Consider the following 16272-nt stretch of genomic DNA (forward strand, 5'->3'; position numbering starts at 1 on the left):
TTTTAAATGTTATAGTCTCTTTCTCCAAAAATCTTGCTTCCTATCCGTACAAGTGTACTTCCTTCGGCAATAGCCTGAGGATAATCATGTGACATACCCATAGATAGTTCACAAAAAGTGTCTGAATGAGAGAAGTAAGTAGCTTTCAATTCTTTGAAAAAACTATTTAAAGAACAGAATTCCCGGTCTATTTGTTCAACATCATCTGTGTTGCTGGCCATGCCCATAAGTCCGCATATCTGTACGTTTTTCAGTTCTTTCCATGTTCCGGCAGACAACATCTCCCTGCATTCTTCAGCGCTGAAACCAAACTTTGTCTCTTCTTGTGCTATATGCAATTGCAACAGGCACTTAATGGTACGTTCAACTTTGGCAGCTTGTTTATTGACTTCTACAAGCAGCTTATATGAGTCGATACCATGAATCATGGCTACATAAGGAGCCATATATTTAATTTTGTTTGTTTGCAAATGTCCGATGAAATGCCATTCGATATCCTTGGGTAAGCTCTCGTGTTTGGCAGTCATCTCCTGTACTTTGCTTTCTCCGAAAATACGCTGTCCCGCATTATAAGCTTCTTCTATCGCTTCACTGGGATGGAATTTCGAAACAGCAACCAACCGGACTCCTGAAGGTAGTTCGGTCAATACTTCTCTTAGATTCTCCGCAACACTCATATTGTTGATTTATAAATTATGATTTATGAATTATGATTTATGAAAAACTCCGGTGTATGAATTCATAAACCATAATTCAAAAATCATATATCAATTAAACTTCCGGTTTATCATTAGGTCCTGCACTGTATGGATATACGTCCATAATGGCAGTCTCGGCTACAGAGCCAATTTGGTAATCAGCCATTGTACCTTTCATTCCTTCATCCAGTTTTTTCACAGCATCACGTAAGTCAGATGCCTGCACTAATACCTGTGTGGATGTTTTTTTCTCAGCACCACTTTTTTCGTCCAAAGTGACAAAGATGAGTTTGCATTTGAACCAGCGGTCTGCCGACTCTTCTTCACTGGGAAATAGTTCGCTGTAATTGGCGCGTTTGATATCTGAAACGGTGAATTCTCCTGTGATAAATGGGGTCATCTCTTCGATAATGCGTGCTTCTGCTTCTGTAAAGCTGAGTGCATCTACCAAATAGGGTTCGGTTACCTTTTTATTCATTCCGTTTTCCATTAGTTTTTCGTAACGGATTTTGCACTCAAACCAAGTATGCATTGCCATATTTTTCTGCTTTTTATTTAGTTAATATATTATTTTTCTGCCATTTATCTTTCCAATAGGGCTAAATGGTCTACAAAGATAATTCAAAAAACATCTTTCTGCATCTATAAACAAAAGAATTTATCACAAATAAAGCAGGTTTTAAAGTCTTTTTTCGGGATGAACTTACTTACTCAACTACACATCGCACTGAATATCCACAATAATCTGAATAGGCTGCTCCTTTAATTTCATGCGTGTCATACCTCAGAAGAACACCGTTTTCTGCTACTGCTTTCTGGGTGGCTCCCATATTCCAATAGGCAGTATATTTCCTGGCAAATTGATAGATACTGGAATCGTTCTCTTTTACTTTAGTAAAGATGCCGGTGGCAATAGCATTGAACCCTGTTGCATTGGAAGATATGAATTTGGATTTTTCCCATAAATCATCTCCTTTCAGAACTGCCCCGTCTCCTTCGATGTATATTTTTAATAGTTCCCAGGCACTATTATCGGCTATTTTCCATCCTTTGGGAGCTAACTTTCCGGTGACAACAACTGCTTTATTATAGAAAATAAATGTGGACTCTTTGAAATATCCGGCAGAGCTTTTTGAATAATTGGTAGCTGTTTTTAAGGTGATTTTCTTTCCGTCATTGTATAATGTTGTCCGAAGATCTTTTCTGGTCCAATATTGAGTCCCGATTTTTACAATGGGATACGTGATTATTTCACTTCCTCTGACGTCGGACAATATCTTCTTTTTAATAGACAGTAACACCGGATCGATGGGAGGTATAAATGTAATTGATAAATCAGAGGTGATATAGAAGGAAGAGATTGGACGCTGGTTGCCGGGAGTGTAACTTAATGTGTTTGTATCACTGTGCCACATCACTTTACCACCATGTACTGCATTGTCATCACTGATTATCTGAAGTACGGTTCCTTCTGTCCAGTCACTTTTTCCATCTTTTACAGGATAGATAACAAGCGCTTGTGCATGTATTTCGGAAGCATATAAATATTCCTTGCAAACCTCTGCTACTATTTTTCCATCAGAGGTGATGTTGTATACAGAACTTTGTTCAAAATCAAAATCGCTAATTGAGATACATGTCTTTTCTACTTTTTCAACGGGAGTGATTTCACTTTTGTTTCCTTCTTTCCAGTCATTAATGTCTGGTATTATTCCACTTATTCCTTGTTGCGGATTGTACAGTATTGTAAGTTCACAGGAAGTACCACTTCCTAATTCGTAATTCTCGGCAAGCTGACATTCATAACGTTTAGAATCTGCAGATAGCGTGAGTATCTCTGTTCCTGCTGCTATCGTTTGTGGAATTAATATACTTCTTTTTCCAATTAATGTTCCATTATCGATGCTCCATTCACCGTTTGGAAGAATATTTTGAATTTCATTGAGCAAAGAAAATTCCTTTGTTTCAAAATCATATCTGGCTTGTGTGAAGACGTCATTTATGCGAATTGAGGGATTATTCTTTTTAAGTGCATTTATATCATATCCTTCTGTTGGCTTGATTCTGATAGTTAGTTGGCATAGTTGGTGTATATGAGGCAATTCTACATTCTTTTTACCCGAAGCGACATTGCTAACTTGTGCGGTCATGAAATCAGAATTGTTATAGCTGGCTATTGAACTCTGATCCGTACATACGGTTAGATCTATCGTATTTTTCTCCTCTGTAATACCTGCTTTCTGATAAGGGTAATAACTAATAAAATCACATTTTATCTTTTCTGCCGGATAATATATTTCTTCATCAGAAGTAAATCCTGAGGCTGTACAACTAAAACGTTTGTTTGATACATAACGTTCTTTACTCAAAGTCGCAGGTGATACCAGAACATATATTCCAATAGCTTCATTACACTCTTTTTGGTAAATTTGAGTATGGAGTGTTTTTGCCGATATTTTGATAGGAATATCACTGGGAGTAATAGAAGTCTTTTCTTTTTCTTCTTCTCCGATGCTGTTGACACACGAACTGGCTATCAAAGCACTCAATGCAATGATATTTGTACGAATTATTGTCTGGATATAGGTATTCATATGTGTTACTCTTTTAGGCAACGTATGGAATAGGCACAGTAATCGGAGTTTTTGACTCCTCCTGTTTCATTTAGTTTATAGCTGAGAGAAAAACTTTTATCATCAGGTGTTTGGTTTTCTTTTTTTATACTCCAATAACCTACAAGCTCTTTAGAATAACTATAACTATACAGACCCTTATCGGATTTAGAATAAATACCAATTGGGCTTCCGTTAAATCCGGTTTTATTATTAGCTTGGGATATACTATTATAGGATGTCCATGTATCTGTCTTCAATACCGCAGCTTCATCTTTAATATAGTTTTTTAATTTCTCCCATTCTGTATTATCTGGTAGTTTCCATCCTTGAGGAGCCATCTTACCTGTAGTAATAGCTGCCTGGTTATAGAAATAGTTAGAATATGATAGGTAATAACCTGCTGTTGTATTCTTCAGATTGTTTGTATTATTGGTAATGGAAGTCGCATCATTATACTTAGTTGTCTTCAGATTCTCCTGCATCCAGTATTGAGTACCTATTTTTACAATTGGATAAATATTTGTTTCGGCACCTCTGATATCTGTTAACACACTTTCTTTGGCTTGAATTTGTTGTACGTCCTCACTTTTTTCAAAGATTATATTTCCATTTTCGTCTACATAAATTTGTTCTATTGGAGCTTTATTTCCAGCTATGTAGGTAAATGAATTATTTGTTTTATCCCAGTTGATATTTCCTCCATGTATATTTTGAATTTCACCAAGTATTTGTAGTACAGTTCCTTTGTTTGAATTGTTTGTAGGATATAAAACAATAGCTTGTGCATCGATATTATCACCTAACAGGTATTCTTTACAGATCTCTCCGATCACTATATCCGATGAAGTTGTCAGGTTGTATATACCGGTTTTCTCAAAATTTAAGTCAGAAACAGTTACCGAGCTATTATCAACTTTTTCGTCAAGATCTGTACTACCACTGCTGCCTGGTTTCCAATCACTTATAGATGTTGTGATTCCTCCTATTCCTACCCTTGAGTCATATCTGAGTAAAAGTTCGCAACCGGTTTCACTTTCTAAAGTAAGATCCGTTGGCATGGATGCACAATAAACTTTGTTGTTAACCCGCAATGTTAATTCGCAATCGGGCGTTATAGGTTGTGGTATTAAAATGACTTTTTTTCCGGTAAGTTGGTGACTTTCTTCGTCTATTTCCCATTTTCCGTTTGGAGTAATGCTTTGTGGGGTATTGAATGCGCTGAATAACTCTGTATCCATGTTATATGTAGCTTTTGTATTCAGATTGCTGATACTGATAGATGCATTCTGCTGTAGCTCATTGATATTTTCTTCTTCGTAGACTTGTAGAATGATATTTAGCTGGCACAACTTGTGATTATATTGTAAGTTTACTGCCTTCAGGCTTGGGGAGATCCCGGTTGTTTTAGCTACCATAAAATCTGAATTACTATATTCTGTAGTTGAACTTTGGTCGGTGCTGACATTGACTTTTATGTGATTACTTCCTTGTATAATTCCCTCCTCCTGATAAGGGTAATAACTGATAAAATCGCATTTACCTTCTCCTTTAGGATAGTATATTTCTTCTTTAGGCGTAAATCCGTCTGATGAATATGTAAGGCGCATATTCTCTATGTGTCTTGATCCGCTTAGATTTTCCGGTTGGGCTAATACATAAAGTCCAATGGCATTGTCGTTGTCGAATTTGTTATCAGTGATACGTGTGTGAGCCTGGACTTGTAATATTCGTCCGGAAATAGTGATGGGTATATTACCCGAAACAGGTAGAGGAGTAGGCTCTTCTAACAGTTGAATATTGTTAACACAGGAAAGATAGAAAAGAGAAGTTACTGCTATTAAACTATGTTTAGCAGCTTTTTTAAGAGTGTTTTTCATGTTGTTTTATTGTTTGTTATCCGGTAAATATAAAACAATATATCTTATAAATAAAATTTTATCTATCTGATTTCCAATATAATTTGTAATGATTTGGTTTGTAGTATTTTAAAAATAATGTTATTTGTATTTATTTTTTGATTTTATTATTTAATATAATCCATTTTTTTAGTCAACGGGCTGTTTCTATGAAGAAAACTTTTCTTTGCTATTTACATATGAAGTTCATTTAAGCGATAGTTACTACGAAATATGAATAAAAAAACAATTTATAATCTAATGATAGTAATATATGAACTGTTATTAGATCGTTGAATACTGGCTCTGAAACTGTTGATTTATAACGGTATGAACGATATCTAACTTTGTGCGAACGAAAACAAAATGGAAATCTGTTTTTTTGAATAAACCCGAAACATTTGAATTCTGACCTATGTGAACGAGTTGATACATTTGCAATATCGATAAGAAGCATACTCTGTATCCTTTCTTATCTAACTTTATGTATAACTTTATATTTAATTATTATGCAAAGAAAAACAAGATGTCTTTTCGTAGTATTCCTTCTACTTACAAACCTTGTGGTGTATGCACAGAGTATTACGGTGACAGGAAAAGTGGTGGACAGTGACGGTCTGGAAGTCATTGGAGCAAATGTTACTTTAAAAGGAGCGCCCGGAGTAGGGGCGATTACCGATCTGGATGGTCATTACAAATTAAAATCCGACAATCCTTCCAAAGATGTACTGGTATTTACTTTTATAGGAATGGATGCCCAGGAAGTACCGGTGAAAGGAAGAAGTAAGATTGATGTAACTTTAAGAGCAAGTTCCGTAATGCTTGATGAAGTAGTGGCAATTGGTTATGGCGGAATGGCCCGTAAGGATATTACAGGATCTGTTGTTTCTGTGGATGCGGAAGCTCTTTCTAAAGTACCTGTGTCGGACATCACCCAAGCTTTGGCAGGACGTGTCTCCGGAGTAATGGTAACACAAAATGAAGGTGAACCGGGATCTTCTATCTCTATTCGTGTGCGTGGAGGTATTTCTATTACGCAAAGTAATGAACCACTGTATATTATTGATGGCTTTCCCAGTGAAGATGGTCTTTCGTCTATAGACCCTGCCGATGTTGAATCTATTAATATTCTGAAAGATGCTTCTTCAACAGCTGTTTATGGAGCACGTGGAGCTAATGGAGTGGTAGTGATTACTACCAAAACCGGCAGTAAGAATGATAATAAATTCTCTATTTCTTATGATACTTATGTTGGGTTCTCCAAACTGGCAAGTAAGTTGGATATGCTTTCAACAAAAGAGTATGTGTTTCTGGATTATGAAAGACGAAACTTCTCGGATGAAGATATAGATGCCGGTAATATTAACGGGTTTACCAGTTTATATGGTGACTTTGCCGATATTGAAAAGAACTATGCGAATCGTAAAGGAGTAGATTGGCAGGAAGAGGTTTTCGGAGGTACGAAAGTTATGCAAAATCACCGTGTAAGCATTGCCGGAGGAACAAAAGAATTGCGATATAACATGTCATATGCCTATTTTGATGAAGAAGGGCTGATGAAAGCCAGTGGGAGCAGCAAGCACAACGCTAAACTGAAAGTTGATCATAAACCGAATGATCGGTTGACTGCTTCGGGATCAATCTCATTTGATCATACTACGGTGCATGGAATGGGGACTTCCGGTGATAATTATGGCTTTAATAAGATGGGGTCTATTTTATCTTACCGTCCTACTGCCGGTATGTTGGGAGATGATCAACAGTTAATTGATAATGACGACCCATTGTATGACGATGATCAGAATGCGATGCAGAATCCTATTATATCAGCTCTCTCGGAACATAAGAAGAGAGAACAGAGAACGATACAGATTAATGGTAGCCTGAGTTATGAACTTTTGAAGGGATTGACTTTTAAAAATACTACGGGAGCCCGTTTCTCTACCCGTCGTACAGAAACATTTTACGGGGCACTTTCTGCTACTGCCAAACGTTCGAGCATTAATGGTACTTTGCAAAACAATGAACAAGGTAGCTTTTCAACTTCAAATACTTTGACATATGCAGGAAAGATGAAAAAACACAGTTATGACGTGATGTTGGGACAGGAATATGTGGCACGTTGGAGTCGTTGGTTCAGTGCCAGTGCTTCTAACTTCCCGAATGATGATATTGGTTTGAATGATATGTCGTTGGGAGCTACTCCGGGAACTCCGAAATCATCTTATAATGATGATGACATCCTCTTGTCATTCTTCGGACGTGTAAATTATTCGTATGCAGACAAATATTTATTCTCTGCTTCTATGCGTGCTGACGGTTCTTCAAAGTTCGGTGCCAATAATAAATGGGGATACTTTCCGGCTGTATCTGCTGCATGGCGTGTGGGTGAGGAAGCATTTATCAAGAATCTGAATGTGTTTTCTGATCTGAAATTACGTATAGGATACGGTTTGGCTGGTAATAATAGAATTGGTAGCTATGCTTCGTTACCGATTATGGGTAGTAACAATAATTTTTATCCGAATGGAGAAGGAATAACCAATGGGTTTGCCTCTACACAGATTCCTAATAAGGATCTGAAGTGGGAAGCTAACAAAACATTAAATATCGGTCTTGATTTCGGATTTTTTAATCAGCGTTTAACCATCTCTCCGGAATTTTATATAAACCGTAGTTCCAATCTGCTTTTAAATACAAAGATCCCTACCTCTTCGGGATTTAACACAATGCTTCAGAATATTGGTGAGACTGAAAATAAAGGTATTGATATCAGTATTACTTCTGTTAATATACAGACTAAGGATTTTCAATGGATTACCAATCTGAACTTATCGCATAACGTAAATAAGGTGATCGCCTTAAACGATCAGGATAGTTTTCTGGAAGAAGCTAAATTCGGGTGGAATCAGAATAACTATATCGTTGAGGTAGGACAATCATTAGGGCGGATTTATGGTTGGAAAACAGTTGGGTTATATCAGGTGGACGATTTTAATTATGATTCTGCAACAAAAAAATATACTTTGAAAGAGGGGATTCCCTATAATACGAATAATGCTCCACAACCGGGATATTGGAAGTTTGAGAATGTAGATGATGAAGGGGCTAGCAAAGGGGTTATTGATGATAATGACAGGACGGTTATTGGTGATGCCAATCCTATTTTGTATGGAGGTATGAATAATACGTTCAGTTATAAAGGTTTCGATTTGAGTATTTTCCTTAACTTCAGTTTGGGAGGAGATATTCTGAATGCAACGAAATTGGCTAATACTCTTTCTGGAAGAACAGGAAACACTACAGTACTTGATATTGCCAATTCATCGAACCGTTGGGTAACGATTGGAGAAGATGGTAAAAAGATTACTGATCCTACTGCATTGTCACGTTTAAATTCAGGCAAAACAGTGGCTTGTTACAGTGATATGCAGGATGGTGATAAGTTTATGCACTCATGGGCCATTGAAGATGGCTCGTTTTTGCGAATCAATAATATTTCACTGGGATATACATTCCCGGCAAGTATGTTGAAGAAAACAAAAGTTATCAAGAAATTACGTTTATATCTGACGGCTAATAATATCCATACCTTTACTAAATACAGCGGATTTGATCCGGAGGTTTCAACAATGGGCAATGGAATTACACGTGGAGTAGACTGGGGAGGATATCCGAGAAGCCGTTCTTTTGTTTGTGGTGGAAGCATTACTTTTTAATAACTGATAATGATGAAAAATAACATGAAAAAATATATAGCAATCTTCTGTCTGATGTCCGGACTGACATCTTGTACTGATCTTTTGACGGAAACTCCTGAATCTTATTATGATTCAACCAATTATTTCGTTTCAGTTCCTAATGCAAATATGGCCGTTGCTGCTGTGTACAACACTTTAGGAGGTATGGGGCATTACGGGCAAGCAGAAATGGCCATACCTACCTCTGATGATATGTATTATGTATCAGGTACTAATACGGATAATTTGCGTCGTGATATATCACATTATATGGTTTCAACAAATAATCAGTGGATAGAATCTACATGGAATGCAAAATATCAGGGACTCGACAGAGCGAATTTTGCATTGGATGGAATTCGCTCTATGAAGGAATATGCTACAGGTAATGAAACATTGAAGAAGTTTGAAGGTGAACTTTGTTTTCTTCGTGCCTTTATTGCTTTGCAACTGGTAAGAAACTGGGGCGATGTTCCGTATAAAACAACTTATACAGCTTCAGTTAGTGATGCTTATTCTCCTCGTGTAGATCGTGAATTAATCTATGATCAGATTATGTTGGATCTGGAAATAGCCAGAACTCAACTTCCATGGGCTGATGCAAATACAAGTCCGGAACGGGCAACTCAGGGGGCTGCCAGGGCTTTAACTATGAGAGCATTATTGCAAAGAGCCGGATATAGCCTGAAAGCAGATGCTAAACTTTCACGCCCGTCTGAAGATAAAAGAAAAGAGTATTTTAATGCAATCCTGACAGAATGGGAGGCTTTCAAAAAAAATGGTTTCCATAATTTCTATTCCGGAGGATACGAACAAGCCTGGAAAAACTATTGCCAGAATGTAGATGAACCGGTAGAGACGCTTTGGGAAATTGCATTCTATACTCCTGACGGGAAAGCTCCCGGTGCAGGCATGTGGGGCACTTACATTGGTCCCTCAACAGATCAGGCTAGTATTTACGGACGTGCTAACTCTTTTTTTGTGGTCCTTCCTACTTGGGCTTCTTTCTATGATGAGAATGATATTCGTCGGGATGTAAATATATGTCAATATAAAATTGATAATAAGAGTCAGAAAGTATATAATATTAAGCCTTACGATCCGAAAAAACCGGCTACGAGCCCGGATACCCCTTCCAATAAATTCTATTATCCGGGCAAGTGGAGAAGAGAATGGATTGGGGTAGGTATGTCTAAAGATCCTAATAATACGGATGTAGATTATGTGGTTTTGCGTTATCCGGATGTAGTATTAATGGTAGCTGAAGCTATGAATGAGCTGGATAGGACCGATGAGGCTGTTGAATTGTTAAATATGGTTAGAAAGCGTGCCGGGGTAACGGAACTGAAAAAAGATTTCTCTAATTATGCTGTGATTTATAAAGCACCGAAGGTGATTGATCTTGACTTCATTGATGATTCTACTCCTGCGGGCAAGTTCAGAACTGCTTTGTATTGGGAAAGAGGTTTTGAATTGTGTTATGAAGGTACTCGTAAATATGACTTGATTCGCTGGGGTATTTTGAAAGAATCATTGGAGAACATGTATACGTATATGAAGTCGACCGAAAATTTTCCAGATGGTGATCCGAAGAAATATAAATATGCATTGAATGCTTTTCCTGCAGGTAAAGGAGACCGGTTTGTAACAGGTAAGCATGAGCTATTCCCAATACCATTGATGGAAATACAACGGAACAAGGCATTGGGCTCATTGAATAATCCGGGTTATTAAAGTTTGTTTTTAGGATAAATTGGATTTGGTTTTACCACCGGTATCGCAGGATTTGCAGAGATATTACATTGATTGTTGAATGTATAAAGTTGTGTGAACTGTGCAACCGGTGGTGAATAATTAGTAAATTAAAAGATGAAAATAAAGAATTGGGTTTTGATTGCTTGTCTCTTATGCTTCATTACAGAGGTGATGAAAGCACAGGTCTATTCTTTTGAGAATAAAAAAGTACCGGAAGAATGGAGTATCGATGGTGGAAAACTTGAAGTATCCCGGTTAAAGTATAAAGAAGGCAAACAATCACTTAAGGTAGTATGGGATAAAAATGCCATTGTGCGTTTTACAGGAAAGGAGTCTCTGGATGCTGCAAGCCGGTCGGTTAATGGTGGGATTACAGCATGGATATATAATGAGGTACCGGTCACAGAATATATGTATTTCTCGTTTGCTGATGAATCCGGAGCAGAGATGTGTCGGCTACCTTTTAGAATGGATTTTAAAGGATGGCGTTGTGTATGGGCTAAGTTCAGGGAAGATATGCTGATGAAGCCGGGAACTATAATTACCTCCTGTGCTATGATAATGCCTGAGAACGTAGAAACCGGGACTATATATCTGGACTATGTAGAGTTTACTCCTACAGTTTCGTGGCAGAAGATGTCAGACGCACAATATAAGGTAAATCAAAAGGATTATAGTTTGATTCACGATTTTATAGGATACAGGAACACATTTCCCGATCTTTCCGACGTGATTGTCAAAGATGAGAATAGAAAGGGAGTTGAGATAATTAAAAACAGGTTGATGAAGTGGTATCTGGGAGATCAGTCTGCTGATAATCATCCGATGGTAGAAATCAGAAAAAGAGGTGAGAGTGATTTTATAAAGAAAGGTTTGAAAGCTGCGGAAGAAATTCAAATCAGATATGATACCGATGGAGTGGCAATGGGAGAAGGATTATTTCCATTATACTTCTCTAAAGCAGGTGTTACAAATGTAGCTACCTTCCCGGACATTAATAAGTATATTCTATTACCTCTGGCATTAGACTACCGAAAAAATGAATCAGAAAATAGCCTGAAGAAAGCACTCTATATTTATGATTGGTTTTATGACCAGGGATGGGCTGATGGTAGTGGAATGGGAACATTATGCTTTGAGAAATTACGCAGTGCAGGATATTTTCATTCGTTGTTTTTGTTAAAAGACAATTTATCTGAAACTCAGTTGAACCGGGAGTTGAAAGCTTTGAAATGGTTCACTATGTTCGGAGCATGCTATCAGAAACCTGAACATGCGGGAGAAGTAGCAGATAATCTTCGTGCATTGGCTTTACCTAAATTGATATATGCACTTTCGTTGCCTGATTTGACGGAACAGCAAGTAGCTATGACAGCTTTTTCTTCTTATATGAATAATGCACTTGATTTTGGTCCGGGGTTCTTTGGGACTATCAAGGCTGATTATTCCGGTTATCACCATCGGGGACCTTATAACAGTGCATATTATCCTCATGCACTTTATGCTGCATCTTTAGTAGCTTATCTTTTGCATGATACGCCCTATGCTCTTTCTAAATCTTCATTAGAACATCTGAAACAAGCATTGCTTACTTTCAGATTCTTTTCAGCCAATCTGAATATACCGGCGGGGACGGTAGGTCGTTTTCCTCGCGGACAACAAGTATTGCAGGAGTTGTTACCGGCTTTTGCCTATGTTGCTCAGTCGTTTCCCGAAACAGATACTGAACTGACTGCTGCCTTTAAACGCTTGGTTCATAAAAATCCGGATGTAGTAAAATCGTTTATGGCAGAGGTGAATTCTGATCTTACTTACACTAACAGTGTGGGCGAAGCGGAAGCTATGATCAAGCTGTTGCAAATGGATATAGAAGAGGAACCAGCCCCGGAGGGTTCTTTATTTATGCCTTATTCAGGTTTGCTGGTAGTCAAAAATAAGGATTATCATATTAATGTAAAAGGGTTTAGCAAATATATATGGGATTATGAATCATCTGTATCCGAAAATTTATATGGGCGCTATTTGTCTTACGGGCAGATTGAATATTTTCATTTCGGAAAAAATACCCGTAGCTTCTATCCGGCCAATCCGGCTTTCGATTGGAATTATTTGTCGGGAACTACTTCTATTGTATTACCCGTTACAGAATTGGGAGCGAAGAAAAATAAACACCGTAATTTCTCGGATGAAACCTTTTTGTGTGGTGTCAGTGCTACCGGACAACGGTCCATGTTTTCGATGAGGCTGCATGATTTGAAATATGATGATAGTTTTCATGCTAACAAATCGGTTTTTGTAATAGATAATATTATTCTATGTCTTGGATCTGATATCCGTAATGGCGATAAGCAACATAAAACTGTAACGACTCTGTTTCAGTCTCCTGTGAAACAAAAAGTGAAGATGGAGAAACGTAAAACAGGAGTGTTACTCAATGATCATTCAGGTATGTTGTATGTTGTGAAAGATTGTGATCCGGTAGTTCAAAAGAATGATTCGTTTACAATTGCATACATTGATCATGACGTAGCTCCCGACCGGGCAGGGTATCAATATTACGTAGTTACTAACGGAGATAAACAACTGGCTGCACACCTGTTGTCAGAAAATACACCCATACAGATTCTGCGTCAGGATGATGAAGCCCATATCGTGAAAGTAAAAGATAAGAATATTACCTATGGAGCAATTTTTAGTAAGGATCAGTCGTTTGATTCATTGTTAGTGAAGAGTGTGAATATTCCTCTTTCCTATATAGTAGAAGGCGAGGATGAGGACACAACGAAAATTTTCTTTTCAGAGCCGGATATGCGGAGAGTTTCGAGAACAAGCATGGACGGCTTATCAGAAGAAGATGTGATAGAGGAAGAAAGAGCTTTTGAAACAGAATTGCTCCTCAACGGTATGTATGATGTTTATAGTCCTGTTACTCCATTGAAAGTACAATATAAAGATGAAAATACATTAGTACGTGTTTTGACGATACGTGGTAATAACTATATGTTTAATCTCCGAAAGAAAGACTTATGAAAAAGATTTGGTTAGCAGTGATCTGTTGTTTTCCGTTTTTTTGTGTAAATGCACAGAATGATCTGACATTATGGTATACGACTCCCGCCCGTGTATGGGAAGAGGCTTTACCTCTCGGAAACGGGCGGTTGGGAGCTATGGTGTTTGGAGATACCCAAAAAGAACGGATACAATTTAACGAAAACACATTGTATAGTGGTGAACCTGGTGCATTAAACCGCTCTACTTGTATCCTGCCTCAATATGAAAAAGTACGGGATTTACTGAAACGGGGCAAGAATATTGAGGCTGAGAAGATCATGCAATATGAATGGATAGGCAGGCTTAATGAAGTATATCAGCCTTTTGGAGATGTCTGTTTTGATTTCAAAATGAAAGGCGAGGTGACGGAGTATGTTCATTCGCTGGATATGGAGCAGGCAGTGGTTACTACCCGATATAAACAAGGGGGCACAGAGATTTTACGAGAGGTTTTTGCTTCATTTCCGGGACAGGCTATCGTAATACATTTAAAGGCTGAAAAGCCGGTATTACACTTTGAAATGCAACTTGCATCCCTGCATCCGGTTCATCTGTCCTGTGAAGGAGAAAGATTACAGATGGAAGGCCGGGCTCCTGCGCATGTACAACGAAGAACAATTGATGGGATGAGGAAATATAATACGGAACGTTTGCATCCTGAATATTTTGATGAAAAAGGAAAAGTGATCTCTACGGAACAAGTGATTTATGCAGAAAACAAAGGTATGGCATTTGAAGCCTGCGTTGTACCGCTGAAGAAGGATGGAGTAATCACCTTCAAAGATAACAGACTTGTTGTGAAAGATGCGTCGGAGATAACATTTTTGCTTTATGCAGCAACTTCTTACAATGGTTTTGACAAGAGTCCGTCGAAGGCAGGGAAGAATGTGGAAAAAGAACTGCAAGCACAGCAGAAAAAGCTTGCCGGCAAAGAATATCAGCAAATTAGAAATGAACACGTTGCTGATTACCAGTCTCTTTTCAAACGGGTAGACCTAGTATTACCATCTTCTCCGAATCAAAAAGATAAACCGACAGATATCCGGTTGAAAGAGTTTCAAACTAAGACAGATCCGTCCTTAATAGCACAGTTGTTTCAATATGGCAGATATCTGATGATTTCAGGTTCCCGTCCCGGCGAGCAGCCATTGAATTTACAGGGCTTGTGGAATGATAAAATAATTCCACCCTGGAATTCGGGCTATACAACAAATATTAACTTGCAGATGAATTACTGGCAGGCTGAAGTAACTAATCTGTCCGAATGTCATCAGCCGCTTTTTACATTTATCGAAGAAATAGCACAGTCGGGCAAGGAGGCTGCCCGTAACATGTATGGGCGAAATGGTTGGATTGCCCATCATAATATGTCTATCTGGCGGGAAGCATATCCGGCAGATGGGTTTGTGCATTGGTTTTTCTGGAATATGTCCGGTCCCTGGTTGTGTAGTCACATTTGGGAACATTATCTTTATACGAAAGATGTTGCTTTTTTAAAGGAGTATTATCCGATATTAAAGGAGTCTGCCCGTTTTTGTTCCGAATGGCTGGTGCAGAATACAAAAAGAGAATGGGTGACTCCGGTCAGTACTTCTCCGGAAAATGCATTCCGTATGCCGGATGGGAGAGAAGCTGCTGTATGTGAAGGATCGACTATGGATATGGCTATTATCAGAAATCTGTTTGGAAATACGATTCATGCTGCTGAGTTACTGGGGATTGATGCGGAGTTTCGTAAAATGCTTGAACAGAAATCAGGACATTTAGCCGGATACCAAATCGGTTCACATGGGCAATTGCTGGAGTGGGATAAAGAATATGAGGAGACAGAACCTCAACATCGTCATCTGTCACATCTCTTCGGTTTATATCCGGGCTGTGATATTACTCCTGATACACCGGAGGTTTTCAAAGCTGCCCGGCAAACATTGATTGATCGTGGGAATAAAACCACAGGTTGGAGTATGGCATGGAAAACTGCTTTATGGGCACGCCAATATGAGGGTGAACAGTCATATGCTGCATTAAAAAATCTGATGAGTTTTATTGATCCGCTTGTGGAAAGTAAAAAGGGAGGCGGACTGTATCGGAATATGCTTAATGCACTTCCATTTCAGATTGACGGAAACTTTGGGATTACTGCTGGTATTGCAGAGATGTTACTGCAAAGCCATCTCGGAAATATTCATTTACTTCCTGCTTTGCCTGTAGAGTGGAAGAAGGGAAAAGTTACCGGATTAAAGTCAAGAGGTAATTTTACGGTAAATATGGAATGGGAAGATGGAAAATTACAGACTGTAACGATTCGGAGTGAATATCCGGCAGAAGCTACAGTTGTTTATAAAGATAAGAAGCAAGTATTGAGATGGGAAGATGGCGAAAGTAAACAACTGACTTTCGATTAAGTAAATAATTGTAGATAGTAAAATTCATCTTTAAATATAGCTTATGAATATCTTATTTCAGAGAGGTTAACTTCTTAATTATCGATACCGTAATCTTTTGTTCCAAAAAGGTT

At 38.1% G+C, this 16272-nt stretch carries 8 protein-coding genes; 4 read left to right on the forward strand and 4 right to left on the reverse strand.

What is annotated here, in order from left to right; translation table 11 throughout:
• Positions 1–2 precede the first annotated feature (2 nt).
• The 4 genes from HCG69_RS11435 to HCG69_RS11450 form a co-directional block, all read right to left on the reverse strand.
• Positions 3–677: a YggS family pyridoxal phosphate-dependent enzyme gene (locus HCG69_RS11435; protein ID WP_221650157.1), complete on the reverse strand. Its 675-nt coding sequence runs from the start codon at positions 675–677 to the stop codon at positions 3–5.
• Positions 678–771: 94 nt separating this feature from the next.
• Positions 772–1236, reverse strand: a complete 465-nt coding sequence (locus tag HCG69_RS11440) for a DUF4494 domain-containing protein (RefSeq protein WP_002559826.1) — start codon at positions 1234–1236, stop codon at positions 772–774.
• Positions 1237–1405: 169 nt separating this feature from the next.
• A complete protein-coding gene (locus tag HCG69_RS11445) occupies positions 1406–3292 on the reverse strand; it encodes a fimbrillin family protein (protein WP_221650158.1) in 1887 nt (628 codons plus the stop codon).
• A 5-nt stretch (positions 3293–3297) separates the two neighbouring features.
• Entirely contained in the window at positions 3298–5190 is a 1893-nt protein-coding gene (locus HCG69_RS11450) for a fimbrillin family protein (RefSeq protein ID WP_221650159.1), read from the reverse strand.
• A gap of 527 nt (positions 5191–5717) precedes the next feature.
• Here HCG69_RS11450 and HCG69_RS11455 point away from each other — a divergent pair.
• From HCG69_RS11455 to HCG69_RS11470, 4 genes are all read left to right on the forward strand, one after another.
• A complete protein-coding gene (locus HCG69_RS11455; protein WP_221650160.1) occupies positions 5718–8927 on the forward strand; it encodes a TonB-dependent receptor in 3210 nt (1069 codons plus the stop codon).
• A 24-nt stretch (positions 8928–8951) separates the two neighbouring features.
• Positions 8952–10682, forward strand: coding sequence for a RagB/SusD family nutrient uptake outer membrane protein (locus tag HCG69_RS11460; protein WP_221650161.1), 1731 nt, complete (start codon positions 8952–8954; stop codon positions 10680–10682).
• Between the two features lie 135 nt (positions 10683–10817).
• Entirely contained in the window at positions 10818–13733 is a 2916-nt protein-coding gene (locus HCG69_RS11465) for a chondroitinase family polysaccharide lyase (RefSeq protein ID WP_221650162.1), read from the forward strand.
• Positions 13730–16159, forward strand: a complete 2430-nt coding sequence (locus HCG69_RS11470) for a glycoside hydrolase N-terminal domain-containing protein (protein WP_221650163.1) — start codon at positions 13730–13732, stop codon at positions 16157–16159. The genes HCG69_RS11465 and HCG69_RS11470 overlap by 4 nt, the downstream gene beginning before the upstream one ends.
• The last annotated feature ends 113 nt before the right edge of the window (positions 16160–16272 follow it).

The sequence above is a fragment of the Bacteroides sp. K03 genome (assembly GCF_019734355.1).
Lineage (GTDB): Bacteria > Bacteroidota > Bacteroidia > Bacteroidales > Bacteroidaceae > Bacteroides > Bacteroides nordii.

Bases quoted from the DNA above. Each gene is read 5' to 3' on its own strand.
- HCG69_RS11435 (WP_221650157.1), bottom strand. From the start codon at position 677: ATGAGTGTTGCGGAGAATCTAAGAGAAGTATTGACCGAACTACCTTCA.
- HCG69_RS11440 (WP_002559826.1), bottom strand. From the start codon at position 1,236: ATGGCAATGCATACTTGGTTTGAGTGCAAAATCCGTTACGAAAAACTA.
- HCG69_RS11445 (WP_221650158.1), bottom strand. From the start codon at position 3,292: ATGAATACCTATATCCAGACAATAATTCGTACAAATATCATTGCATTG.
- HCG69_RS11450 (WP_221650159.1), bottom strand. From the start codon at position 5,190: ATGAAAAACACTCTTAAAAAAGCTGCTAAACATAGTTTAATAGCAGTA.
- HCG69_RS11455 (WP_221650160.1), top strand. From the start codon at position 5,718: ATGCAAAGAAAAACAAGATGTCTTTTCGTAGTATTCCTTCTACTTACA.
- HCG69_RS11460 (WP_221650161.1), top strand. From the start codon at position 8,952: ATGAAAAAATATATAGCAATCTTCTGTCTGATGTCCGGACTGACATCT.
- HCG69_RS11465 (WP_221650162.1), top strand. From the start codon at position 10,818: ATGAAAATAAAGAATTGGGTTTTGATTGCTTGTCTCTTATGCTTCATT.
- HCG69_RS11470 (WP_221650163.1), top strand. From the start codon at position 13,730: ATGAAAAAGATTTGGTTAGCAGTGATCTGTTGTTTTCCGTTTTTTTGT.